Origin of the sequence: Trichocoleus sp. FACHB-591 (assembly GCF_014695845.1) — a bacterium.
GTDB lineage: Bacteria > Cyanobacteriota > Cyanobacteriia > FACHB-46 > FACHB-46 > Trichocoleus.
On record NZ_JACJPA010000114.1, the window covers coordinates 41,699 to 66,717 of the forward strand.

Genomic DNA, 25,019 nt, shown 5'->3' on the forward strand with positions numbered 1-25,019 from the left:
CAGAAAGTGTCATCAATTGACATTGGCTTCTGTTTTGTGAGCTCGAAGCAGGTTTTCACTCTCAAGTCGCCACTTGCAAACCTGCGGTAAGCCGAACTCATTAATAGACTGAGTGCGACGAGCGGAAGAAATCATGTTTAGATGAGAAGCAACTCAACCAGGCTGCGATAGAGGAAATCAACGCTACATGACGCTAAAAAATCGGTGGCTTGCTAAAGATAGCCTTGGCCAAAAGCTACTGCGATGGGTCAACCTCCGCCCGGAAGAAAGCGAACGTACCATGTTGATGTTTGCTTTTTACACCACAACCTCTATAGGGTTGCTGTGGTTAGAAGCAAGTACAGTCGCCCTGTTCTTGAAGGAATACGGAGCCGATAAGCTGCCCTGGATTTATATTGCTAGCGCTGGTATTGGCTCAAGTCTAGGGTTTATCTACTCTTGGATGCAGCGAATTCTACCGTTGCGTCGAGTGATTGTTCTAACTGCGTTATTAATGGCAGTTCCCTTGCTCTTGTTTCGCTTTGGCCTTGATGCAGCAGGCGGGGCCACAATTGGCAGCCTTACGGTTCTAAGTTTGACCGTTCTGTTGATGCGGCTGTGGCTAGAAGCTATCTATGTTCTCAACGACCTCAATACCTCCATTACCGCCAATCAACTTTTTAATATCCGAGAAATTAAACGAACTTTTCCATTAATTAGTAGTGGTGTGTTAGTGGCAGATGTCATTAGCGGGTTTTCGCTGCCATTTCTCCTCTCGTTCATCAAGCTTTCTGATGTCATTCTAATTTCTTGCCTCGTCATGGCTTTGGGGGCAGGGGTTTTGTTCTATCTCAGCCAAAGCTACAACCAGTTTTTTCCAGAGGCTCCACGCAGACGTCTGGAAGAAGCGCATCCCGATCACCTGATTGCCCGTCGCCTCAAAGGGCCGTTACGCCGTTATGTCATCTTGTTGTTTGCCTTCTTTATGATGGCGCAGGTCTTGTTCTTGCTGGTAGATTTTCAATTTCTGAGCCAATTGGAGAACCAGCAATTAGAAGGGCAAGGATTGGTCGGTGGGATTGCTAGCTTTTTAGGTCTCTTTAATGGTGTCCTTGGCATTTTTGAGCTAGCAACGCAGTGGTTTGCCTCTAGCCGAGTTATTGAGCGCATTGGGGTGTTTACGACCGCAATGTTTTTGCCAATAGCAATTATTGCTTTAGGCTCTTTTTCAATGACAGGTCTCGTGCCGCTTTTTGTTGGGTTAGTGATTCTTAAGTTTTTAGATGAGTTACTGCACTACACCTTATTTACCAGCACTGGCCCTGTGCTTTTTCAACCGTTACCGGAAAGCGTCCGCAGTGGGCTGCAATCTTTGGTCCGAGGTGTGGCTGAACCGATCGCCACTGGTTTAACTGGACTCAGCATTTTAGGGATTATTTGGTTTTGTCGGAACACGCAGATAGGCGTACAGCTACAAGATTGGATCTTTTTGGCCCAAATTATTCTTCTGGCAACGATTTGGTTATGCACAGTTTGGTTGTTGCGGAGCCGATATGTTGGGCTACTGGTGGTAGGTGCAGAACGGGGACAACTGAGTATTTCAGATGTCGATTTGCGGGAGCTAAAGCGAGCTGTAATTGAGACACTCAATCGTCCAGGTACAGAAGCAGATAAGCGTTCTTGCATTGAATTACTCAGCCAGATCGATCTCCAAAATGTAGGGGAAGCGCTAGCTCCATTGTTAGCTAATTTGCCACCAGCCTTGCAGCGACAGAGTTTAGAGGCGATGTTGGTGCATCCCAGTGAATCTTACGTAAACCCAGTTAGAGCCTTAATTGAACAACCTCTGTTTCCAGAAGTGTTGGCAGTAGCGTTGCGCTATATCTGGCTCACAGAGCGAGAGCCTGACATTCGTCAGTTGCGGCCTTACTTGCGCCCAGAGGTTGATGCGGTGGTACGAGGCACGGCTGCCTCTCTCATGTTGCGCCGGGGCACACCTCGACAAAAAGCGGAGGCTACCAACACCTTGCGACAAATGCTCACTCATAAACAAGAGCGGGAGCGGGTGATGGGGTGTCGTGCTTTAGGAGAAGCTGTTTATTTGCAAGCGCTGCGGCTTTACATCCCGACTTTGCTGCAAGATGAATCTTTGCGAGTGCGTTGTGCTTTACTGGAGGCGATCGCAGCCACTCATTTAGAAGAATATTATCCTTCTCTGCTGCGGGGCTTGCATTACAAATCCACCCGTGAAGCTGCTATGCGGGCACTCGTCAGACTAGACAATGAGGCGATTCCGCTGTTAGTAGAGCTGGCAGAAGATATTCACAAGCCCGATCTAGTCCGGATGCAAGCTTGGAGCGCCATTGGGCAGATTGCGAGTCGAGAGGCCTTAGATGTACTTGTGGCTCATTTGATGACGGCTTGGGGGGCCAACCGACGCAATGTTCTCCGAATCTTGTTGAAAATGCCCCATGAACTCGGAATTGATGCCATATCCGATCGCTTGGGACGAAGTGGGGTTGAAACCCTAATCGATCAAGAAATTCTGTTTATTGGTCAGCTTTACGCTGCCTTAGTCGATCTCAGCTGGGAACAAGTTTTAGGGGCAGAAGCGGATTTACTGCGCCGGGCCTTGGCGGATGTGCAAACTGATGCCGTGGAGCGCTTATTTTTGCTCATGAAGGTACTTTATCCTTTAGAAGCAATTCAGGCAGCTTCGATTAATCTACAATCTGCCTCACCATCGAGCGTGGCTCAGGGGCTGGAAATTCTAGACAATACTTTAGATATTGCTAACAAGCGGGCTCTACTCAGTGTGCTCGATCGCCGTCCAGACTTAGATAAATTGCAAAGCCTCTCTGATATGGTGACCTATGAACCGATGAATGCCAGCGATCGCCTGCGCTACTTATTAGATTTGCGCTACTTTCTACCCGACTGGCCTTTAGCATGCTGTTTTCACTTAGCCCGCCAAGCTCGCTGGAGCTTGACGTCCGAGCAGATTTTAGCTTGTCTGCGCTACCCCACAGGGTATGTCCGGGAGGCAGTGCTGACTTATTTGAAAGTTGCCTCTCCAAGAGCACTCAAGGAGCTTTTGCCCAAGCTCATCAATGATCCAGACCGATTGGTAGCCGCGCAAGTGCAGCAGATGATGGCAGAATTGGGCTTAAAGCATTCCAGACCTCAACCCAACGGCTCTAAACCACCGGGCCCCGCTGCTAATTTCTCTGATATCGCAGGCTTAGAAACTATTTAACGCTCCAGCGTTGCGCTCTAAACCACGGTGACTTTTAGACCCGTTCTTTAAATCCTCGTTCTCTCACTGCGTTTCTGCTTCAAATTGGACTGATATGAGCTTATTTGCACCCTAAACTCTATGCTAACTAGCGTCGATCGCCTACTTTTTGTTCGAGGAGTGCCTATCTTTAAAGAGCTACGGGATGATTTTCTCGTGAGATTAGCTTCGATTATGGATGAGCTATCTTTTCCGGCGAAGCACACCATCTTTAAGGAAGGGCAGGAAGGGCGATCGCTTTATATTGTGGTGTCTGGTCGAGTCCGCGTCCACCTGAGCAACCAAGAGCTGGCGCAGCTAGAGAAAGGCGCTTGCTTTGGGGAAATGTCTTTGTTTGATGCTGAGCCACGGTCGGCTTCGGTAAGCACGCTAGAAAATTGTGAGTGTCTGGTCCTAACGCAGCAGCAGCTTTACGATGCCATTGACGAGACTCCTGGCATTGCGCTCAATATCATTCGGTTGCTGTCCCGCCGGATTCGCGAACTAAATCAGAGAATTAATGCCCAAGACGTAGAAAATCAAAAACTATTGTCGTTCTACAACCGCCACATGAATAGCAGGGAGGACAGCCGCTTGCCATCTTCCTACTAAAATTTCGCGATGGGTTGTTGAAACTGAGCACAGGATCGCACAAATCGAGCGGCTAGTTCAGGTCGGCTCCCCCAGTGCAAATGTAAATAGGAGGCATGCACTTGCTGCGATCGCCAGCCTTCTAGACTGGGTGCTTCCTGCGACGATGGGTCGTAGCGCCAAGTTTGAAATAAGGGTTGGGGCGTAGTTTTAGTCAGAGTTGAGCGGTGAAACTCGTGACCGCAAACCGTAGTGCCCGCTGCTACTAAGGAACTGGTTTGCTGCGCGATCGCCCGTCGGTAACCCAGAGTTAGACGAGCCCCCATCACAGCAGTAGTCGGCAAAATCCCAACCATCGGCCAAGATTGTTGATCAAACCCTTGAATCTGCTGGCATAAATACATCAACCCGCCACACTCGGCGTAAGTGGGTAGCCCTGCTTGAATTGCCCGTCGTACCCCATCTCGTCCGCTAGCGTTATCTGCCAACTGCTCGGCAAAGACTTCAGGAAAACCACCGCCCAAATAAAGCCCTTGTACATCTACTGGCAAATGGGGATCGCTGAGAGGACTCCAAGAAACGAGTTCCGCACCTAATTGCTCCAGGCAGTCTAAGTTGTCGGCGTAGTAGAAGTTAAAGGCGCGATCGCGAGCCACAGCAATTCGCACTGGAGACTGTATCAACAAGTTTTGACTAGAAAATTGTTTAGAAGGCTGACGAGGTGGCGCATCAAGTAACGGTAACAATTGGGGCCAATCAAAGCAGGCTTCACCTAAGTCAGCGAGGCGGTCGATCAAGGAGTGGAACTGATCTAGTTCTCCGGTTGGGACTAAACCGAGATGACGATCGGGAATTGTGATTTCCACTTGGCGGCGTAACACACCCAAAATTGGCAAATTGAGCGGCTCTAAAGCTGACTGCAAGAGTTCTAGATGGCGATCGCTGCCAACTCGGTTCAACACCACACCAGCAAATTGAAGGCGCGGATCAAAAGAACGATAGCCGTGGGCGATCGCTGCCGCAGAGCGTGACAAACGGCTGCAATCTAGCACCAGCAAAACTGGAATATTGAGCAGGCGGGCAATATGAGCGGTACTAGCCCAATCCTCTGCTCCCGTGGCACCGTCGAATAAACCCATCACGCCTTCGACTAAAGCACAGTCAACCCCAGCGGTATGGCGAGCAAAGCATTCTTGCACATAGGCTTCTGAAGTCAGGACAGGATCAAGATTGCGGCAAGCCCGACCCGTTACCTGCGTGTGAAACATCGGGTCGATGTAGTCTGGGCCGACCTTAAACGATTGCACCTGCAACCCTCGGCGCTGCAACGCCGCCAACAGCGCTAAAGTCACCGTGGTCTTGCCAACCCCACTTCTCTCACCCGCGATCGCCAAAGCCATAACTGAACCATAAAAAATAAGGTGCTAGCCAAAAATCACCCCATGATGATCTTGCTAACACCTTAATAAACTAACTCAGGTATTTACTCGGCTGAGTGGTCCCGCAGTTTAGCAATTTGAGCTGACACAGCTAAGCTTTCTTCGTACAGTGCATCCCGACCCCAACTTTGGAGCTGTTGACTGAGCAGATTCTCTGCTTTCTGGTCCAATAGAGATGAAACCTGCTGAATTCGGCAGGATTGGGCACCACCCCCCGATTCCATCCGCATACAACCAGAGGTTTCAGAGCAAAGCACTGTACAACAATCAGCATTCAGATTCGTCGAAGTCAGACGCAAGGCCATCAAGTCACCCCCCACATCCCCATAATCAGCCGTGGGCATTCCTGCTAATTCTGCTTCGATCGGGCGCTGATCAGCCGCGACAAACCGCACTCGCCGCAAATCGTAGTCACCTCCTTCATGCTCATAAGAGACAGGATGCCACTGGAGCCGACTTGCTAACCAACCTAGGAACATTAAAGCTTGGGTCGGATTTCCTTGCTCGTAGTCAATTGTGACGCGATCGACTTCTGTTAAGGCAGCCCGACGCTCTGGGGGGTCAAAAGCCTCCGCAGTTAGTTCCTGCCACGGGGCCAACCGTCGCCAGTTCAGGTCAGCAACATGAGTTCCTTGTTCCAGAAGGCTTTGGACTTTGAGCAGGCCAGTTTCTGCTTCCAAGAAAGTGCTGGAGTCTACGATGACACAGGTAGAAAAACCTGCTAACCGCCTGAATAAGTCTTGATTAGGCTCAGGGGTTGCTTTCCACCACAAAAACTTTGGCAGGTCACTAATCAATAGAGAAGAAACCAAACTACTAGCTCGGTCTAGCGCTGTTTCTGTGCCCCGCAGAGTAATGTACTCACAACAAATCAAAGTACTGCGACTTTGCTTTTGCACGGGGCAGTAAGCAGAAACTTGAGCTGTTACCCCTTCATCTTCCCCAGAAACTGGGAATAGAGCGATGATGCGGCAAGGATTTTGGCTGGCGATCGCATCTGCCACCCCCGCCCCTCTAGCATCTCTGGCATAAGAAGGACTGATCGGGGAAGATTCGTCACTGGCAGCAGCGGTACGCTTTTTGGTGAGCTCTTCCTGCAACTTTTGCAGTATTTCGGAAGTAGCTTTGCCTGTAACAGGTAAACCATAGGTTTCCTGGGCTGTCCTCAGAGCGGCTTCCATACGAGGGCCAGTAATGCCATCAATCGGCCCCGTATAAAAACCAAGATCAGCCAGCAAATGCTGAGTTTCCTCCGGCTCATAAACGATCAAACTGAAAGTAGCAGCTCTCGTCGCCACAGGAAAGGAGCCATCATCACCTGTAGCACTATAACTTTGCCAAATTTTGCCAAGTTCTCCATCAATTTCGCTGAGCGAGACATCTTTGGGAGCTTGCAGAGAAACAACAGGAGAAGACTGTTTAGCCATAGGATTTATTGGGGTAGTTTGGGTTCAGGAATCAGCGTTTTGGGGTTAGAGATGTAGTTCAGTGCCCTCGATGTGCTGGCTACCAAAAAACTACGGCCTCCGCCAACGATGACCATCGCGGTTCAGCAACAATTCGGCTTCGGCTGGTTCCCACGTACCCGCTTCGTAAGTAGGGATTGAGGTGGGATCAGTGGGAGATTCCCAAACTGTCAGGGCGGGAGTCACGACTCGCCAAGCTGCTTCCACTTCATCCGCACGGGTAAATAGGGTTTGATCCCCCATCATGCAATCCAGCAATAGGCGATTATAAGCATCAGCGTTGGAAACACCGAAGGTAGAGCCGTACTGGAAATCCATATCCACTGAGCGACTCCGCAAGCTCGGCCCTGGCATTTTGGCATCAAAGCGCAGAGAAATCCCTTCATTCGGTTGAATTCGTAGCACCAGCACGTTGGGGTTTGCTTGCTGCGTAGCCGACTGAAAAATCAAAAATGGCACTTCCCGAAACTGGATGGCAATTTCCGTCACCTTCTTCGGCAACCGCTTCCCAGTTCGCAGGTAGAAGGGCACTCCTTGCCAGCGCCAGTTATCTACCACTAGCTTCATGGCGACATAGGTCGGCGTGGTCGAGTTCGGATCAACTCCTGGCTCTTCTCGGTAGCCCGCCACTTGCTTACCCTTCATCCATCCGGCGGTGTACTGCCCCCGAATCGCGGAAAACTCTAGGTTATGCTCGTCGGCTAAGTGCGTCGCCTGAATAACTTTGACTTTTTCAGTGCGGATACTATCGGCATCAAGGGAGTTGGGAGCTTCCATTGCCGTGAGTGAAAACAGCTGCATCAGGTGGTTTTGCACCATATCTCGCAGCGCCCCAGAGCTTTCGTAGTAGCCCGCCCGATCTTCAACCCCTACCGTCTCGCCAACTGTGATCTGTACGTGATCGACAAACTGACGATTCCACAATGGCTCGAAAATGGCGTTGGCAAAGCGAAACACAAGGAGGTTTTGAACGGTTTCTTTACCCAAGTAGTGGTCGATGCGATAGACCTGCTCTTCTTTGCAAACCTGGCGTACTACCTGGTTGAGAGATTGGGCCGAGCCTAAGTCCCGCCCAAAGGGTTTTTCGATCACCAAGCGGCTTTTCTGGGGATCGGTCAACATGTTGGCTGTGCCCAACTGCCGAATTGCCTCCCCAAAGAATTTGGGAGCAACCGCTAAGTAGAAGACGCGATTGCCTCTGGTGCCTCTTTTGCCATCAAGCTCCCCTAAAAATTCTTTGAGCTTAAGATAACTGTCTGGATCATCAATGTCACCAGAGCAGTAAAACAAGCCTTGAGCAAAATCTTGCCAAGCGTCTTCTGAGCCCACCCCATCGGAGAACTGATCGATTCCTTCGCGCATTTGTTCGCGGAAGTAGTCGTGACTCCAAGGCCGACGAGCCACTCCCACGATGGTCATTTCAGCGGGTAGCCGCCGTTCTCGCTTGAGTTGGTAGATAGCAGGCACTAACTTGCGCTGCGCCAAATCCCCTGAGGCACCAAAAATCACCATAATCAGGGGTTCAGGAATTCGTTCCTGCTGCAAACCAACGCGCAGGGGATTTTCGAGCAAAGTCACCATATTAGAATTTGTGATTAATTAATGAGTTAAGAGTTAGTGGTTAGCGGTTGGCGGTTAGCACCTAGCGGGTTGGTGGTTAGCGCTTAGCGGTTGGTTATTAGCTTGAGACACTCCCGATAATCCGAGAGGCTTCCGAGAGGCTGATGGAGTGCCCTGGTTAAACGGAGCAAGCAGGCGATCGCTCTAGGTAATTGCCCACAGCGAACCGCCAATCGTCAAAAACTCCTAGAAGCCAACCGCCAGCGCTTTCTACACAGGAGAGAGAAGATTGATTTTTTCTTCCAAGGCTTGCATCAGCGAGTGGAAGGGTTGAACGAACTTATCAAGCCCCTCGTGTAACAGTTCAGTCATGACCTGATCGAGGTCGATATTGATGTCGGGATCTTTCAGATTCTCAATCAGGGTATATGCATGATCCACGTCAGTTTCGATGCGACTGGCGACATCACAGTGATCCACACAAGCATCAATGGTGCTGGGGGGTAGGGTGTTGACGGTATCTGGCCCCACCAAACCATCTACATACATGACATCGCTATAGTCGGGGTTCTTGGTCCCGGTGCTCGCCCACAACAGACGTTGCACATTCGCACCCTTTTCAGTCAGGGCTTTCCAACGGTCAGTTTGGATGATCTTTTTGTATTCTTGATAAGCAATCTTGGCATTAGCGATCGCCACTTTACCTTTCACCGCTCTCAGCTTGGCTTCTTTTTCGAGGCGATCGACCCCTGCCTTCAGTTGGTTATCAATGGCCTCGTCCACTTTGATGTCAATGCGGCTGAGGAAGAAACTGGCAACTGAAGCTAGTTTGCTAATATCACCACCGTCAGCAACTCGCTTTTCGAGTCCCCGAATGTAAGCCCAAGCGGTTTCGATGTAGCTGTCAACTGAGAACAGCAGCGTCACGTTGACGTTGATCCCCTCGCTGATCACCTGCTCAACAGCAGGTAGACCTTCTGCGGTTCCAGGGATCTTGATCATGACGTTCTCACGACCAATTTCACGGTAGTAGCGGCGAGCTTCTTCGATCGTCTTTTGCGTATCGTTAGCGATCGTGGGAGGCACTTCAATGCTGACGTAGCCATCCAAACCACCCGACTCGTCGTACACGGCGCGAAAGATATCGCAAGCATTCCGAATGTCATCAAAGATCAAAGATTCATAAATCTCTTGGAGCGGTTTGCCAGCCCGCACTCCCGCTTCAATATCAGCGTCGTACATGGCATTGCCGATGATCGCTTTCTCAAAAATGGCTGGGTTGGAAGTGAGTCCGCGAATCCCTTGCTCCTCAATCAACCGCTTCAGTTCACCGGATTGAATCAAATCACGGGCCAAGTTATCCATCCAGATACTTTGGCCTTGATCTTTGATTTCTAGTAAATGGTTTGTGGTCATAACAGTCCTTATTTAATTCCTTAAATTTCTTGCGGTAGCAACAACGCAACTCAGTTTTGTTGCAGAGTAGCCAGTTATCGTTTGGCTGCCATCAGCCTTTCGTCTTGTTCGCGATCGCGCTCCTGAATAAAAGATTCAACTAGCGTCACATCTTCTTTACTGCCAATAATTAGGGGGCTACGAGCATGCAGTTTGTTAGGCACTACATCAAGAATGTCTTGAGTGCCAGCGCTGGCTCTTCCCCCTGCTTGCTCTATCAAAAAAGCGAGCGGAGCAGTCTCATACAGGAGGCGTAACTTACCTTCTGGCTTCTTCACTGTGCCCGGATAGAGAAAGACACCGCCTTGGAACAAAATGCGATGAATATCTCCGACTAAAGCACCGCTATAACGAGCCGTATATCCCTCATGGCGATGCACATAACGGATATAGTCCCGAATTGATTCTTCCCATTGCCAGAAGTTACCTTCGTTGACGCTGTAAACAGGGCCGTGGTCAGGAATGCGAATGTTTTCGTTTGATAAAATAAACTCGCCTAAGCTGGGATCAAGTGTGAACGCATGCACTCCGGTTCCCATTGAGTAAACCAACATCGTGCTAGGGCCATAGAGCACATAACCCGCAGCAATCTGCTTTCGTCCGTTCTGGAGCAGGTCACTAGCGGTACCATCATCTTCCCCTTCTTGTTGGCGAATGGCAAAGATAGAACCGACATTGATGTTGATGTCTACATTGGAAGAACCATCAATTGGGTCATAAAGGAGCGTGTAGCGACCAATAGGACAGTTTTCTGGGATGTAGTAAGGCTGCTCCATCTCCTCAGATGCGAGGCGGCAAACCAGTCCGCTCTGCTTAAACACAGAGATGAAGACCTCGTTGGCATAGACATCCATCTTCTTGACCGTTTCTCCCTGGACATTGATGTCTCCTGTAACCCCCAGGACATTTTCCATCAACCCAGCGCGACTGAGACGACGAGCAATCAGCTTCGCCGCTAAGCCAATCCGACCCATAATCGCGCTCAAGTCTTGAGCATCGGCAGAAAAGCTATGTAATTGCTGTAATACGTGGCGGGATAAAGTCGTGCAATCGCGGTCCAGGCTACGTTCTCCCTGTACCAAAGGTTGTTGAGCATCAACCACGTCTTCTCCTCCTGATCTAGTGAGTGTTAGTAAAGAACTCACTGAGTTCAAAACCTGGCTATTTCTGCCTTCTATATTAGAGAGGGATTCCCAAACTGAAATCTGACTTTAGGTAAACTACAGAAACTGAGATAAAAGTATTCACAGTTTCACGACCCAGGTAGCGATCGCTGTCCGAATCCCGCTTCAACCGACTGCGCGCCTGCTTCTTCGCTTTTGTGATTATTAACAGCCAGTCGGAAGAAAATTTGCCGCTTCTACCCTGTGTCGTAACTTAGGTGTGAGCAATCACTTACGTCTCTTACTCCTATTCTAGAGAGTGAATTGTCTAACTAGGGTTGCGCACAGTCAGCGGCACCCGCCTAGAGGTTTTCTCTAAGTTGTCAAATGCTAAGCCAGCCAGTGGGAGGTGTAACAGTCACTTCTGCTACAAAATACAAAGTTTTACGCTTTGCAAAGCAAAACTTGAACCTGTGATGGCAGATGCCTTAATTTCTGAAGCGGAATGAAAGTCAACCTTGGCAGCGATCGCAGTGCCCACATCGAAAATTAGTTGCCTCTGCGGCGAAGCCAAAAGCGCTTAACAAAAACTGCCAGCGACATTGCCGAGTACCCAGGAAATCCGTCATTTGAGCGATCGCTTGAGTCTGGAGCTGGTTCAAAGTGATGGAACTTTGATTAGTAGAGGCGATCGCATAGTGAAACGGATCTTGCCAACGCAGTTGCCCAGCAGCTTGCAACAAAGAGAGGGCGATCGCTCCATCGGGAAACTGACGTGATACAGCTTCTACGGTGCCTTGGCGAGGAAGTTTGTGGATTAATTGGCTAGCAATTTGCTGTTGCGATCGCAGCTTATCAACAAAAAATTGACGCTGCTGTTTATCTCCTGAATCCAGCCATCCCGTGGGTTCGCTCACCAAGGTCAAGGCGATCGCGGGCTCCCCGTCCCGTCCCGCTCGACCAATCTCTTGCACATATTCCGAGAGCAAGAAGGGAACGTGAAAATGTATTACCCAGCGACAATCTGGCTTGTTGATCCCCAGGCCAAAAGCAGAGGTGCAAATCACAAATTGGGTGTGTCCGTGCAACCAAGCTTGCTCAATGGCGCGACGCTCCTCTGGGCTTAACCCGGCGTGATAAGCAGCGGTGGCATAGCCTTCTTGCTGTAGCCAAGTGACCAAGCTCTCACTGTCGCGCCGAGTCCGCACGTAAACTAAACCTGCTTGCTGCGGTCTTGCTTGAATAAACTGCAAGAGCTGCTGTTTGCGGCCTCTGGGAGTCCAAGCGGTCTTGACCAACAAGTGCAAATTATCGCGGTAGGGATTGCAACGAAATACCTGTGGTTGTCGCAGTTGCAGAATGTGTTGAATAGTTTTTTGAGCTTGGGGATCAGCCGTAGCGGTAAAAGCTGCGATCGCGATTCGAGTGCCCGGTGGCTTTGTTCGGAGCAGCGCTGGCCGGACGGCACCGAGGCGGTAGTAAGCAGGTCGAAAGCTGTCTCCCCACTGAGCTAGATTTTAACTTATGTTTTCAAAATAGCCTCAAATCCTCTCCTGGTAAGGCTTTCCGTATGAGCTATAAGCTTATATCCCTTTTGAGTTGTCTGAGGGTAGCTTTCAGGGGCGGGTTACCAAAGGTGTGGGAGGGAGTAAGGCTGTTTAGGAGGGTGGGGTGGTTTAAGTGAGGTTGAGTGAGTTGTTAGCGATCACTCTCATCTCAAGGTTGCTCTTCAAATAAAGCAGTGTTTAAATCTACAAAATCGACTGGCTTGACCAAGTGCAAATCGAAGCCTGCCTCAAGGGAACGCTCCCGGTCTTCCTGCTGGCCGTACCCACTCACTGCCAGGAGACGAATCTTCTGCAACTCCGGTAGCTGTCGGATGCGACGGGCGAGTTCATAGCCGTTTATTGTAGGCAGTCCAATATCGAGGATGGCAACATCCGGCAGAAAAGACTGTGCAGCTTTTAGTCCTTCTAGCCCATCATGAGCCACTTGAATCGTATGACCATAGAGGCTCAGCGAGGTTGCCAACATCTCGGCTCCATCCATATTGTCATCAACGATTAATATACGAAGCTGACCGGGTTGAGATAAATTCGGGATTACTTCCAGCGTTTCTTCAGCTTGGGTTGCAAGCGCGAAGGGCAACCACACCGAGAACTCGCTCCCTCGGCCCTTGCCTGCACTGGCTGCGGTGACTCGTCCCCCGTGTAATCCCACTAGGTTTTTGACAATTGCTAATCCTAAACCCAAGCCACCTTGAGAGCGCTCCATAGACTGCTGTTCTTGGTAGAACAAATCAAAGATTTTGGGCAGGAGTTCAGGCTCAATGCCGCTGCCATTATCACGCACCCATAGCAAGACTTCATCATCTAAGCGCTCCCCTAGGATAGTAACTTTTCCCCCTGGCTCGGTGTACTTGGCAGCATTATTGAGTAAGTTCGCGATCACTTGCGTCAACCGTCTCGGATCAGCTTCAACGGTTAGACCCGTGTTAGGTACTTGCAACTCAAGTTGGTGATGCCGTTGTTCAAGCAAAGGGCTGCATTGCTCGACTGCTTCTGCAATGATCTCGGCTAACTCAATGCGTTGTTTTTTGAGCGTGAGTTTGCCCCGTGCTAGTCGTGATACATCCAGCAAATCATCTACTAGAGCAACCAGATGACGCACTTGGCGCTCAATGATGGTTCTTTCCCGCTCTACCTCTGAGGTGCCACGTAGTTGCATCAGGTTTAGAGCCGTCAGGATCGGGGCAAGAGGATTGCGGAGTTCATGACCTAGCATTGCCAGGAATTCGTCCTTGGCTCGGTTTGCCAGCTCAGCTTCGCGCTGGGCCTTGACAAGTTCAGTGACCTCAAAGCCAATGACAACAATACTCTCCGTTTGCCCTTGCTGGTCTGGAAGGGGTTGATAAACCACTTCAAAGGCACAATGCTGAAGCGTAGGCGGTTGTCCTCGCTTTAACAACATCTGGGGCCTGCCGATGTAGGGTTGCCCTGTTTCGTAAGCCTGTGCGAGGCTTTCATAAATGCCTTGACCCGCCAGTTCAGGCAACGCAACTCGCAAGGGCTTACCAATCACAGGTCTATGGTCAACTAATTCTAGGTAAGGTTCATTGACGAACTCGTATACCAGCTCTGGGCCACTCAATAAAGCAATCCCGACAGGTGCGTGCTCAAAAATTCGGGTGAGTTGGTCTGCGCTAGCTTGCAGCCGTTGCTGAAGCAGCACTTTTTCCGTCGTCTCTGTGAAGGTGACAAGGACACCCGCGACATTTCCCGTGTCATCGGGAACAGGGCTATAGGAGAAATCGAAGTAGCAATCCTCAGGATAACCAAAGCGCTCAATGGTGAGCTTGAAGTTGTCAAAGCCAAAGGACTGTCCTTGCCATACCTCTACCCACATGGGGCCAATCGTGCTCCAAATTTCAGGCCAAGTTTCCTGAGCACTGATCCCCATAGCGGCTGGATGCTTATTCCCTACAATAGAGCGATAGGCATCGTTGTAGAACTGAGTGAACTCCTTTCCCCAAGCGATGTACATGGGTAGCCGACAGTCTAGCAGGATACGAACAGCGGTCTTTAGGCTATGGGGCCACTTCTCAACTGGGCCGACAGGTGTTTTTGCCCAGTCAATCGTCCGCATCAGAGCACCCATTTCACCCCCACCAGAAAGGGTACGATGCGCAGACGACCCATTATTGAGCTGAGATGAATCAGGTTGGCTAGGCATAGGCCCACGATTACTTACATTGATTCAATTTATGTCGCTCAGCGGGCCATTTGGCTGACGCTCAAAGCTTAAGTATCTCAGCCATAAAACAACGAAGCCCCGATTCCTAGATCGAGGCTTGTCTTTGAATATTAAATGCCAGCTAACAGTTTTAATATTTGCTTCGGGTATTAAAGGCTAGCTGACGGCTTTTATACTCTCTATTCTTGCAAAAGATGGAATTTCTGCCTATGGGGGGATTTACCCGCTTGTTTCTTGCTCCGTCAATCCATTACCTATCGGATTGCCCTAGAACCTGAACGATGACTTCTATCAATGCATCCGGTAGGAGCGGCTTCGTGAGGTATTGCTGAAAGCCCAGTTCTAGCGCTCGCTCCCGCGCTTCTTTGCTTGCATAACCTGTCAAAGCAATAGCTGGCACCCGCCATCCTAGCTCTGCCTCCAATATGCGTAATTCTCGAATGAGTGAGAAGCCATCCTCAAAAGGGAGGCCAATGTCACTGATTAGCAGGGTAGGGTGCAACTCCTTAAATAGCTCGATGGCCTCTGAAACTGACGGTGCCGCAGCGACCTTTGCTCCACATTCTTCTAGCGTAAAAGCCAGCAAGAAAAGAGTATCAATATCATCATCAACCACAAGTATTCGCTGACCTGGTGGTAAAGCCAGCGGACTCATACTTTCCCCCTATAGACAGGTGCTTTACGTTTGCTTCAATGTATTTAAGCATTAATACTCAGCCTTTCAGCAGATTTCTAGTAGTGGATAGAAGCATAAACTTTAAAAAATTATAAAAGTACTACGCTAATCTCCTATACAGAATCGCAGCCTCAAGTTTTACAGGGCACAGCAGTCACCTCTAGAGCAGCACTTCTAGGGGTGCTTTTTCTATGTACTTTAGGTCTGTTTGCATCCAGTCACAGTACTTCCAGAAACACCGTCTGTGGTTGGCCTTTATATGTATCTAAAGTTACTTTAATAGATAGGTTGCTAATGCGGAGCCCTTGTGGAAGAAAAGTTCTCACCCACCCAAAAACAAGAACAGCTCTTCCGCACTGAACTCATTAAGTGGGGAATCGAGTTTGAAAAAGCAATCAAGGTTGCTAGAATTTTGGCCTTAAATATTCCCAACGAAAAGCTAAGCAGTAGTGACACAGCCCTGGTTGAAGAGGTTTGCCAGGAGTGGTTTGAGAAACGGAAGCACTGGGAGCAGTTTAAGCGGGTTATGGCTCAGCATGGTGCGAACCTGAACGAGGTGACTTTGGAAGATTACCAAAGGGCAAACCGACGAAAGGAGAATGAATCCTCAACTCGGACCACAAACCAGTGAAGTGATTAGTGCTTTGGCTGACCTAAAATGCTTCAGCTTGAATCCGCTTAGGTAGCCTAAATCACAGATTAAGTTAGGACAGCATTTCACGCTGTGAGCAGTGCATTGCGTTTGTGGCGATCTCACGACCAAAGCTTAAGCTGTGATCGCCTTCTCTAAGGGAGTTAGTGCAGCCGTAGGCAAATTTCTTAGTCCTACCCAAACTTTGTACTCATTTCTCATGGCAGTAATGCAAACTTGAGCACCGTGTTCCGACAAACTGAGGGCTAAGCAAAAAGCTTTCTGTCTATCTTCAGCCTGGTGTGTCGTGCAGAGGCGGTACAGCTCGGCACCGGAGTACATACCCTCACAAATCTCGTTGCGATGCCAAAACTTAAACGGATGTACTAGCTCATGGGACAAAACTAAAGGCAACATGGCGGATCAATAGAACTGTAGACCATCATCTTTTGTGATAAGTCAAGAATGATAGGTATACGTCTGTACGGAGGGAGAGTGGCTACAAAAGCTCTATGCCCCTAGTCTGAGCAGCTTCTCTCGCCTCTAGGAATAGCTTCAGCTTCTCGTAGTGTGTCAAGTAGTTGTGACACCATTGCCCCCAACCCGCCCCAATGGAATAACTCACCCACTCGGTTGAGGGAACAAAGCATCAATATTGTGTTCTAAACATACAATAGGTATAAATACTTGCATTAAACCGATGACCGACAATTTCAGACTGCTGTAGAGGGCGTGTTCTGAAGTGAAGGATCGTCAAAGCAATGTAATTAGGAGAGCGCTGGTCAGGTTCACCCCAATGAACTGAAGGCCAGCGTTTCTCTTTAGTACTAACTATTGTAGTCTCAGTCAGACTCAGCACAAGGTAGAGACTACCTACATGGCTTGCTATTTTCAAGCCTAAAAGAGCTTCAGTTCATCAGCACTTAGAAGATTCAACAATTGAATTGGTTAAGGTACTCCGCGCGACCCAAGTTTAGTTGTTCTTGCTATTTATAGGAGTCAAGCTCATCCAGTGCTCTTTGGCGAGCGAGCAAAGGATTTACATTTGGACGAACAACTTGAAAATAAGCTTCGGTCACTTCTACAAATCCCGTTCTAACATTTCCCAATCTATATTCCTTAATGAGTGAGTGCATCTTGTACTGTAGGTCTCTGTAAAAATCTTCTACTTCCTTAGGAGAGCGCTCTTTGAAGGCTGAAATAACCTCTTTGACAAGATCAGGATCAGTAATCCACTCACCAGAGCCTTTTTGATAAGACTGAAGTAACTGCTTCTTCTTTTTCTCGCTAGAGCGAGCACTATGACCTATATACCAGAAGTTCCAAGAGAGTCCAGCCGTAAGCACCAAAACGCCAAATCTATTGAAGTCAAATGGGTAAACAGCCAGTAGCGTAGCTGTTGTCAAAATAACTGAACAGATAGTAGTAAGCAGGGCATACCATCTGTCAGCAAACCATTTCAGATTCATGGACTTATTGAGTAAGAGTAGAGCACTAATCAAAAGCGTTCACTCAAGCCCCACTAAGCCTCACAGCAACTATTTATTGCAAATCAACTCTTCATAGCCTGTTTATGGCTACTTCACTGTTGAGTGGTTATAACTCGGTGTGTAAGAGAATTTTCAGCGAGGTTCGCTCGCTAATACTAAATGATCAAAACGGTCCGTCTGTCAGTTGCCGTCCTAGGCGCTGCCCTTGTCATGGCTTTACTTGGATTCGCTACTTTTCAACCCCAGTCCCTAGCTCAAAGTAACTGCGATCCTGCTTATCCAGACGTATGCATCCCACCACCGTCACCAGACCTAGATTGTAAAGACGTTTCCTACCGCAACTTCAAAGTTTTGCAACCTGACCCGCACAAATTTGATAGGGATAAGGATGGGATCGGCTGTGAGGAGTAAGCAATTTCCAGTTAAATATTTCACGCTCAGACTTTTATACTCTGGGTGATATTGAAGTCTGTTGCAATATCCAATAAAACCAATGCCTATTCCTCCGGCTCAAATAGCTGCACTATTAGCAGTTGTCATATTTGTAGTAGTAACACGCCTATCCAAAAACCCTTTCTTGCAAATTTTAGGATGGCTGGTTTTTGGAGCGTATATGTTCTGGGTGATTAGCCGAATAGTTTACATATTTTGGAATTTCTTGCCTGGAAGCAAATGAAACTTAAAAGTCCTACGTTGAGTTCTTAGTTTCAAACTTCAACATGGGGCAACAATTACTTACTCCATTAAGTTAAGGTACTGGGCTGGTACAGTATTCGGTTCCACCTGGGCTATATAGTGTTTTCGTTCCAAAAATGTTGCTTATTAGAGCCACAATTTGGCTCAGTATCGCCGCTTGAGAAACTTCGGGCCGATTTCACCTCTTGAAGTTGGCTACATCAGCTTTAGCTCACTATTAGCAGCTAGATTCGGCCAATGAATCGAATTGGATCAGGGAAAGTCATTAGTACGATTCTCAAGCATGAGGCGAAAGCGACCAGCTACAAGATCGCGCTGCTGAGAGCGATCAATGATGTCGTGCTGTCCTTTCCAGACTTGAGGAACTACAACCAAGATGTTGCAGTTCCGCTCAAGGTTTTATCAGAGCATTGGGTTGCTTATTACTGGCCGTTCGTTGAGCCGAACAAGCCAATCTTTCAGGGGCAACGGGCAGAGCTGAATGGTAAACCAAAAAACGATATGGCGTTTCGACCAACCCTAGCTGCGCTTCGCTTACGGTGGGAACAAGAATTAGAAACCGCTTCCCGCCCTTCAGATGGCTTCTTCGTCATCAATGAGATGCGAGTTGCCCGTAAGCGGGCTTTGTACTCTCAAGATTTCTTAAAAGCTTACCAAAAGGCTATTAGAGAAATTAGCAAAACCCTGGAAATGCCAATCCGTTACGCTGGCCCTGGTCATTGGACAGTATTCTCACAGCCTGTTAGGTACGAAGAACTTGATGGGCTAGCTGTTCCTGTACCTGGAACGCAGAACAACGACAAGTGCCTAGTTATCCAGGCTGAGCTATGGCAGTCGTTTCAGACCTTATCGTTATGGGTTGAGGCACTCTGCATTCATGAGTGGTGCCTATTTTCAGAGGGTGTGGAGCAGGGGAGCACTCAACAAGTTGATCGCGGTGACATTTACCGTCTGCTAACTGATCGCCCTGACAACCGCCGACCTCTGACTTGGGAACGCAACAATATTGATTTGCTGCTAGTGGAGGGGTACGAGTTTGTTTGCCCTTGGACAGAGCGGCGAATCCGAAGTGGTGTGAGCTACGACCTAGACCATTTGGTGCCCGTATCAATCTACCCAATCAACGAACTCTGGAATTTAGTGCCTGCTGATCCCGACTTTAACTCGCGGGTCAAACGTCATTACTTGCCGTCCTCTGAGAAGTTGCAACAAGCAAGGCAGCATTTAGAGTTGGCATACCAGCAATACGGTGTTTCAAAGGCTTTAGCAAAAGCCCTGCGGGAAGATGTAGCAATCCGGTTTCTAACTGTGGGCCATAACGTAACGAATTTTCCAACGCTAGTGACTGGAGCAGTGGTCAGACTAATTGATCAAGTAGCCGAGTCACGTAATATAGCCCGCTTTTGAGAGAAGCCAAGCCTACAGTGAGCTGTCTTAACTCAGTGGTTCACATTTCAAAACCTTCCTTAAACGGCAGAGAGCGCCTCTTCTAAGGGAGCCAGTGTAGTGCTAGGCAAGGTTCTTAAGCTGACCCACACCTTGTACTCAGTTCTTCTACAAGTGACGCAAACTTGAGCACCATGCTCCGCCAAGGAAACCGCCAAGGAAAAAGCTTTTTGCCTACCTTCAGCCTTGTATGCCATGCAAAGGCGGTACATTTCCCTGTCGGAACACATTCCCTCATGGATTTCGTTTTGATACCAAAACTTGAACGACTGAACAAGGTCGTGAGATAGCACTAGGGGGTACATGTGAAACCTCTGATGTCACAGTCTCATTCTTTATTAATTCTTAAGGACACTGTGTATAAAACATTACACTTGATTGAAAGTTTACTTTCTGGAGTAAAAAACATCAAGCCAACACAGAAAGATATAAAACACTCAGCTCAGGAACCCCTTGGTCTCGTCTGGCAGCGCTGCTCGAAAAATGCTGTACGGATTTACCCCTTGAAGAAGGAGGGCATATGCGGGTCAAGTACCTAGCTATATAGTAAGGAAGTTTTTAGTCTTGACACCTAGCGTGCCATCAAGAAAAACGAATAAGGCTCTAGCCTAGCGTGAAACTTTTATCAGTCCTGAACAAACACTCACTAAGACATATAGATCAACTGGCTTCACTAGGAAGTTATGGAAACCCGCCGTGAGTGCCTTCTGCTTAGTTCTAGAATCTCCAAATGCTGTTAGGGCCAATGCTGGTACCTGCCCTCCTTGATCTGGAGTTAAGTTTCGGATACACCGGATAAGATCATGACCATCCATTCCAGGCATAGCAATATCACTAACCACTAGATCGGGCTTCCTTTCAATGAAAAGCCTCAAAGCTTCATCAGACGAGGTTGTAGCTATCACCTCAGCCCCATAGGAACTCAGGATAATATCTACGAGTTCTACAAGTGGCTTCTCGTCATCTACTACCAAAATCTTGCAGTTCTGAAACTTAAGTCTGTCAGAAGACAAATCATTCCCCCCCCCAATCTCAAGCGCTCTCACTCCAATGATGGCTTAATAGCAATTAGAGCTCAGCCTGCCTTTTAGAAGAAAACGATGATAGGTATACGTCTGTATGCAGGGAGAGTGGCTACAAAAGCTCTATGCCCCTAGTCTGAGCAGCTTCTCTCGCCTCTAGGAATAGCTTCAGCTTCTCGCAGTGTGTCAAGCAGTTATGACACAATTGCCCCCAACCCGCCCCAATGGAATAACTCACCTACTTGGTTGAGGGAACAAAGTATCAATATTGTGTTCTAAACATACAATAGGTATAAATACTTGCATTAAACCGATGACCGACCATTCCAGACTGCTGTAGAGGGCGTGTTCTGAAGTGAAGGATCGTCAAACCGATGCAAGTAGGGGAAGCGCTGGTCAGGTTCACTACAATGAACTAAAGGGCAGCGTTTCTCTTTGATACTAACTATTGTAGTCTCAGTCAGACTCAGCACAAGGTAGAGACTACCTACATGGCTTGTCAGTTTCAAGCCAAAAAGAGCTTCAGGTTTGTCAGCACTTAGAAGATTTCAACAATTGAGTTAGCCAAGGCGACTCGCCCTACCCCACTCAGGTCGATAGCGCCGCTTGAAAAATGCCGTGCAGATTGAACCCCTTGAAGGGCGAGGGGCGAAACGAAGCGAGTGGAGGGGAAGCAGCAACCTCTGCCCCTCACCCTAGCTGCATTGTAATCGCACGGCATTTTTCATCCGTCAACCCCTACCGAACCGGGTTGACTGACCGCTGCCATGAAGGGACTCAAGGCTCTCTCACTCATGGATGAGGAGAGCGATGCTTTAGTAGGTCTACTATTGGGCGATCTTAAAATTGACTTAACAACTTGTTGAGGCTGAGTAAGAAAGTTGTTAAGCAGCAGTAGGTCTAGCTCTACTAAAGCTAAGAAACCAAAACAGCAGGTAGACTAGTCTACCTGCTGTAATAAAAGGCATGAACAAAAATGCAGCTGTGCCTAATTGGCTAACATTAATGCTTGATTCGAGTTTCGCAAGATACCATAGTAGACAGACGAGGCTGACTAGTGGAACTGAAATCAGAAGCTAAGATCGAAGTTTGCTGTGGTTTTGAAGTGCTGCTAAACCGTTCAGGCACAACAGAGGAAGAAATTTTGCCAGTATTGGTTACAGGCATCAAAGTAAATGAAGTGTGGTTATCAACCGACTGTTGTAATACAAGCATAGGAGTCCCTTCTCTCACTTAAAGATAGCTTTTGTGGAGGAGAGGGTCAAGACCACAAGGTAGAGTCTATCAAGTCTTTAATTTTAGCTCAACTAAACTTTATTCAACAGACCAACCGCCGTTCTGAAGAAGAAATGTAGCTTGAACAATGCCTTCAGGTGATTTCTGTCCAACTATTTGATAATCGCAGGTGTATATATCTGTACGTGCAGCACTCTCAACGTAAACCAGTTTTGCCGTTTCCTTCGTAGTCAAAACTGGTAGGTGTCCAGCCTGAGCTGTTGGGAACTGAGTACTCCACTCCATAGCTGGGTTGAAAGGTTCCTCCATGTGAATTTCATGTTCGTAGTCTAAGTAAAGCTCCCACATTAGCTCCTCTAAAGAAGAAGACGGAAACTCAATAGTTGGTAATCCGATTTGCTCTTTGGCTTCGTTGCGATTGATCGGGTGCCCGTGGAAAAAGAGCTTGGATGTTAATCCGTCAACGATCTCATTGATCTTATGTTCATCTTTTTTTAAGTCCATATGAAGGTACAGCAACTTTTTTGCCATCATTCTGGACTGCGAGAGCGAACGTTTAACATTTCCAAGAGCTAACGGATGTACTTGATCCGCTAACTTATTGAATGCCTGAACCAACTCATCCTCGTGGTGAATTCCTACATCTTCTTTAACAAGTGCGATATAGGCAGTCACATCTTCCACACTAATTCCAAGTGGCTGATTCAGATGGTCACGCGGATTAAAAGGATTGACTACCGTTGGATCGGTGGGGCCTAGCATACCCATTGGATGCATCAAAACTTTATCAGCACCCAACGCCGTAAGTGTGGCGGCACTAAAAGCACGATGCGGAATGAGAACAGAAAAATTATTCGTGTACTCCCGAATAAGAGTTACTAACCGCCAAGGTACAGTCCCATCACCACCATTGCTATAAAGAAATAAATCAATTTTCGTTTCAGACTTAGGAGTTGTAATCAGGCGGAGATGCTCATAAATCTTTCTAACAGAATCCATAGCCATTTGGACTTCTAAACCCTGACGAGTGCTTGTGACATACGAAATCACAAAAGAATTGCGCTCATTCTGGATTTTTTGCATGATTTGGCATCGCTCAGCTTTACCCATTTCAGCCCTCGTAAATTAATAACGATTTTTCAGGTGTGCTTAGAACATTTTTGGACAGCGCAAAGCAAGGATATAGAAATTGCTCTATTCCAGAGTGATTGAAACTTCGTGGTCCTTTTACCTTGCTGCTCTAGAGAGACTCTGATTCGTTCTGCTCTAAGGAAGCTACCCTAGTAAGAGTTTCGAGAGTGCTGAACCACTTCTCTTGAACTTCTTGAGACCACAAAGAATCAAAAGCAGGATAGTTGTCTAGAAGTCGCTTTGCAGTCGAACGCATTGAAGAATCCTCCACTGCTAGATCTGGAGCAACAGCGGGTTGAATAGGCTTGTTTTTATTCGGTTCTGGTGCTTTAGATTCACCCATTAGTGTTGATACCTTGCTGGAATCGCCCAGCTTTACAGGTTTAACTGCTGCTTTGCTTGCTAATTCAGTAAGCCTTTCACGTACAACTTCTTGGAGTTGCTTCCTACTTAAATCAGGATTGAGACAGTAGGTGTATTTGGGAGGCATTCCCTTATTAGGGTGCGGGATCTCTTGTCGAACTATGAAGCTAGATTCTTCGAGCTTTCCAGCATGCTTACGGGTTTGCCCTCTAGAGAGTGGTATTGCTTTGCTGAGTTCGGTTGTGCCAATTCCCTCAGATTCACTGATATATAACAGCACTTTTAGAGTGGTTTCACCAAAAACCGAGAGTTTTGTGCGGAGTATAGATTTGTTGGGAGCCTTACTCTGAGAAGATTCGGGGGACATTCTTGGCTCCTTCTCTGCCTGTTTCTCAGGGATAACAGGTCTGCGGTATGACGTTTTGCGAATTGACCCTGAGTTCGCTTTGTGTTTAAAATTGATGCAGTAAAACTGCCTCCTTTAGCTTAGAAGGGGTAGAAGGCTCTAGCAAAACCTAAAACTGCGTTCCCAAGTTTCCCAGCTCGGCGCATTCATTGGTTTGCTATGAGCCACTCAAATCTAAAGATTTATATCAAGGCGGCTGATTCCTTTTGATTTCTCATCTGGTTTCAGTCGCCTTAATTTTTTACAGTAGCACAAGCCTTTGGCAAGTGAGCAAGCCCTCCAATTGAGTTGGTACAGTAGTGGTACAGTTTCCTCTAGTGTAAGCATTCCAAGAGACTTTGTGAATACCACGCTAGATATAGCGTTTTACCAGTCAAGCTCTAGCGTCATAACTCACTTTCTTATCTTGCAGTTGCTTGAACAGTTCCTTGAGAGGAATGCAACCTAACGCTTATTGTAGTATATCGATTTCATAGTGCGACCCACTCTCTAACTTCCTTCAAGCCAAGCCAGACTGGAAATTACAGAATTTTCAGCTAAAAGTCCTTGATAGCTTTTGTTCACTTTACAAAGTGCTATTGACGGCATAGTTCTTGACTACCTATCAAGCAGCTTGGCCTGTTTTTGGATGGGTTGACCTGTCAGGCTAAAAGACAACACCAAAGTTTCTCAAGCCAGGTAAGAGCTTTTGCCTCAGCAATCCATAAATCCTTAAACGCTTGACATACGGTGTTGAAGCAATCACGTTGGACACTAATGTTTTTAGAGCGTGATGCTGGGGCATCTTGGAGCAAGTTCTGACGTTATTCAAGCTTAAAAGCTGGAGTCGTAGCATGAGTGAACTCACTATCAGGTGTAAGCTACCAGAATGTGATCGCTGCATTTTCTATGCCCATACCCCATTCTTAGTCTGCACTTTGCATCCAGGGGGTGTGAGCAGTAATTCTTGTCTCGACTTTCAACGCGATCCTATGGCAAAACCAGAAGAACTTTGGGAACCAGAAGGAGCTAGCTACTATAACGGCGAGCTGGTTGTGACTCCACAACAGCGATGGTCACGTTTAGAAAAGCTAGCTCTACTCGATACGCATCCACTTTTTACAGGCCGATGCCCACAGTGCGAGATCAGCATTCCCTACGAAGATCTAAAAGTTCATTGGGACTGTCCGCTCTGTGACTGGAAGGATGACTCAATATAAAAGGAACTTGATGAGGTGGTGGCGGCTTGAACTAAAAGATTGACCCGATTGATCGCAACCTCATAGCTACTAATGCTGGCTGCTGACACCTCCTATCCACCTC

19 protein-coding genes are annotated in these 25,019 nt (G+C 47.9%); 5 read left to right on the forward strand and 14 right to left on the reverse strand.

Annotated features, from left to right (window positions below):
- Nucleotides 1-187 precede the first annotated feature (187 nt).
- Nucleotides 188-3,235: a HEAT repeat domain-containing protein gene (locus H6F90_RS25620; protein WP_190554884.1), complete on the forward strand. Its 3,048-nt coding sequence runs from the start codon at nucleotides 188-190 to the stop codon at nucleotides 3,233-3,235.
- A gap of 120 nt (nucleotides 3,236-3,355) precedes the next feature.
- On the forward strand, nucleotides 3,356-3,865 hold the full coding sequence (locus H6F90_RS25625) for a Crp/Fnr family transcriptional regulator (protein WP_190433465.1): 510 nt from the start codon (nucleotides 3,356-3,358) through the stop codon (nucleotides 3,863-3,865).
- Here H6F90_RS25625 and H6F90_RS25630 read toward each other — a convergent pair.
- The 8 genes from H6F90_RS25630 to H6F90_RS25665 all read right to left on the reverse strand — a co-directional run bounded on the left by H6F90_RS25630 (nucleotide 3,862) and on the right by H6F90_RS25665 (nucleotide 15,275).
- Complete coding sequence (locus tag H6F90_RS25630) at nucleotides 3,862-5,244, reverse strand: cobyrinate a,c-diamide synthase (RefSeq protein WP_190554885.1); 1,383 nt, start codon at nucleotides 5,242-5,244, stop codon at nucleotides 3,862-3,864. The genes H6F90_RS25625 and H6F90_RS25630 overlap by 4 nt on opposite strands.
- 83 nt (nucleotides 5,245-5,327) lie before the next feature.
- Entirely contained in the window at nucleotides 5,328-6,710 is a 1,383-nt protein-coding gene (gene opcA / locus H6F90_RS25635) for a glucose-6-phosphate dehydrogenase assembly protein OpcA (RefSeq protein ID WP_190554886.1), read from the reverse strand.
- A 90-nt stretch (nucleotides 6,711-6,800) separates the two neighbouring features.
- Nucleotides 6,801-8,330: a glucose-6-phosphate dehydrogenase gene (gene zwf, locus H6F90_RS25640; RefSeq protein ID WP_190554887.1), complete on the reverse strand. Its 1,530-nt coding sequence runs from the start codon at nucleotides 8,328-8,330 to the stop codon at nucleotides 6,801-6,803.
- A 249-nt stretch (nucleotides 8,331-8,579) separates the two neighbouring features.
- Complete coding sequence (gene tal, locus H6F90_RS25645; RefSeq protein WP_190554888.1) at nucleotides 8,580-9,725, reverse strand: transaldolase; 1,146 nt, start codon at nucleotides 9,723-9,725, stop codon at nucleotides 8,580-8,582.
- Between the two features lie 74 nt (nucleotides 9,726-9,799).
- Nucleotides 9,800-10,867, reverse strand: coding sequence for a class 1 fructose-bisphosphatase (gene fbp / locus H6F90_RS25650; RefSeq protein WP_190554889.1), 1,068 nt, complete (start codon nucleotides 10,865-10,867; stop codon nucleotides 9,800-9,802).
- A 512-nt stretch (nucleotides 10,868-11,379) separates the two neighbouring features.
- Nucleotides 11,380-12,168 carry a helicase-related protein gene (locus H6F90_RS25655; protein ID WP_199296177.1) on the reverse strand — a complete coding sequence of 263 codons (789 nt, stop codon included), beginning with the start codon at nucleotides 12,166-12,168 and terminating at the stop codon, nucleotides 11,380-11,382.
- 415 nt (nucleotides 12,169-12,583) lie between these two features.
- Complete coding sequence (locus H6F90_RS25660; RefSeq protein WP_190554890.1) at nucleotides 12,584-14,599, reverse strand: ATP-binding protein; 2,016 nt, start codon at nucleotides 14,597-14,599, stop codon at nucleotides 12,584-12,586.
- A gap of 271 nt (nucleotides 14,600-14,870) precedes the next feature.
- On the reverse strand, nucleotides 14,871-15,275 hold the full coding sequence (locus tag H6F90_RS25665; protein ID WP_190554891.1) for a response regulator: 405 nt from the start codon (nucleotides 15,273-15,275) through the stop codon (nucleotides 14,871-14,873).
- 328 nt (nucleotides 15,276-15,603) lie between these two features.
- Between H6F90_RS25665 and H6F90_RS25670 the strand changes: the two genes are divergently transcribed.
- A complete protein-coding gene (locus H6F90_RS25670; protein WP_190554892.1) occupies nucleotides 15,604-15,927 on the forward strand; it encodes a hypothetical protein in 324 nt (107 codons plus the stop codon).
- A gap of 135 nt (nucleotides 15,928-16,062) precedes the next feature.
- Here the strand turns inward: H6F90_RS25670 and H6F90_RS25675 are convergent, their stop codons facing one another.
- Complete coding sequence (locus H6F90_RS25675) at nucleotides 16,063-16,344, reverse strand: hypothetical protein (RefSeq protein WP_190554893.1); 282 nt, start codon at nucleotides 16,342-16,344, stop codon at nucleotides 16,063-16,065.
- 569 nt (nucleotides 16,345-16,913) lie between these two features.
- The gene (locus H6F90_RS25680) at nucleotides 16,914-17,396 is read right to left on the reverse strand and encodes a hypothetical protein (protein WP_190554894.1); all 483 of its coding nucleotides are present in this window, start codon (nucleotides 17,394-17,396) and stop codon (nucleotides 16,914-16,916) included.
- 954 nt (nucleotides 17,397-18,350) lie between these two features.
- On the opposite strand from H6F90_RS25680, the gene H6F90_RS25685 reads away from it, so the two are divergent.
- Nucleotides 18,351-19,520 (forward strand): hypothetical protein, encoded by a 1,170-nt coding sequence (locus H6F90_RS25685; RefSeq protein ID WP_190554895.1) that lies wholly within the window; start codon nucleotides 18,351-18,353, stop codon nucleotides 19,518-19,520.
- A gap of 59 nt (nucleotides 19,521-19,579) precedes the next feature.
- On the opposite strand, the gene H6F90_RS25690 is transcribed toward H6F90_RS25685, so the two are convergent.
- The 4 genes from H6F90_RS25690 to H6F90_RS25705 all read right to left on the reverse strand — a co-directional run bounded on the left by H6F90_RS25690 (nucleotide 19,580) and on the right by H6F90_RS25705 (nucleotide 23,678).
- The gene (locus H6F90_RS25690; protein WP_190554896.1) at nucleotides 19,580-19,756 is read right to left on the reverse strand and encodes a hypothetical protein; all 177 of its coding nucleotides are present in this window, start codon (nucleotides 19,754-19,756) and stop codon (nucleotides 19,580-19,582) included.
- A 411-nt stretch (nucleotides 19,757-20,167) separates the two neighbouring features.
- A complete protein-coding gene (locus H6F90_RS25695) occupies nucleotides 20,168-20,533 on the reverse strand; it encodes a response regulator (protein WP_190554897.1) in 366 nt (121 codons plus the stop codon).
- Between the two features lie 1,362 nt (nucleotides 20,534-21,895).
- Entirely contained in the window at nucleotides 21,896-22,927 is a 1,032-nt protein-coding gene (locus tag H6F90_RS25700; protein ID WP_190554898.1) for a hypothetical protein, read from the reverse strand.
- A gap of 130 nt (nucleotides 22,928-23,057) precedes the next feature.
- Nucleotides 23,058-23,678 (reverse strand): hypothetical protein, encoded by a 621-nt coding sequence (locus tag H6F90_RS25705; RefSeq protein WP_190554899.1) that lies wholly within the window; start codon nucleotides 23,676-23,678, stop codon nucleotides 23,058-23,060.
- Nucleotides 23,679-24,550: 872 nt separating this feature from the next.
- Here H6F90_RS25705 and H6F90_RS25710 point away from each other — a divergent pair.
- A complete protein-coding gene (locus tag H6F90_RS25710) occupies nucleotides 24,551-24,916 on the forward strand; it encodes a hypothetical protein (RefSeq protein ID WP_190554900.1) in 366 nt (121 codons plus the stop codon).
- Nucleotides 24,917-25,019: the final 103 nt, after the last annotated feature.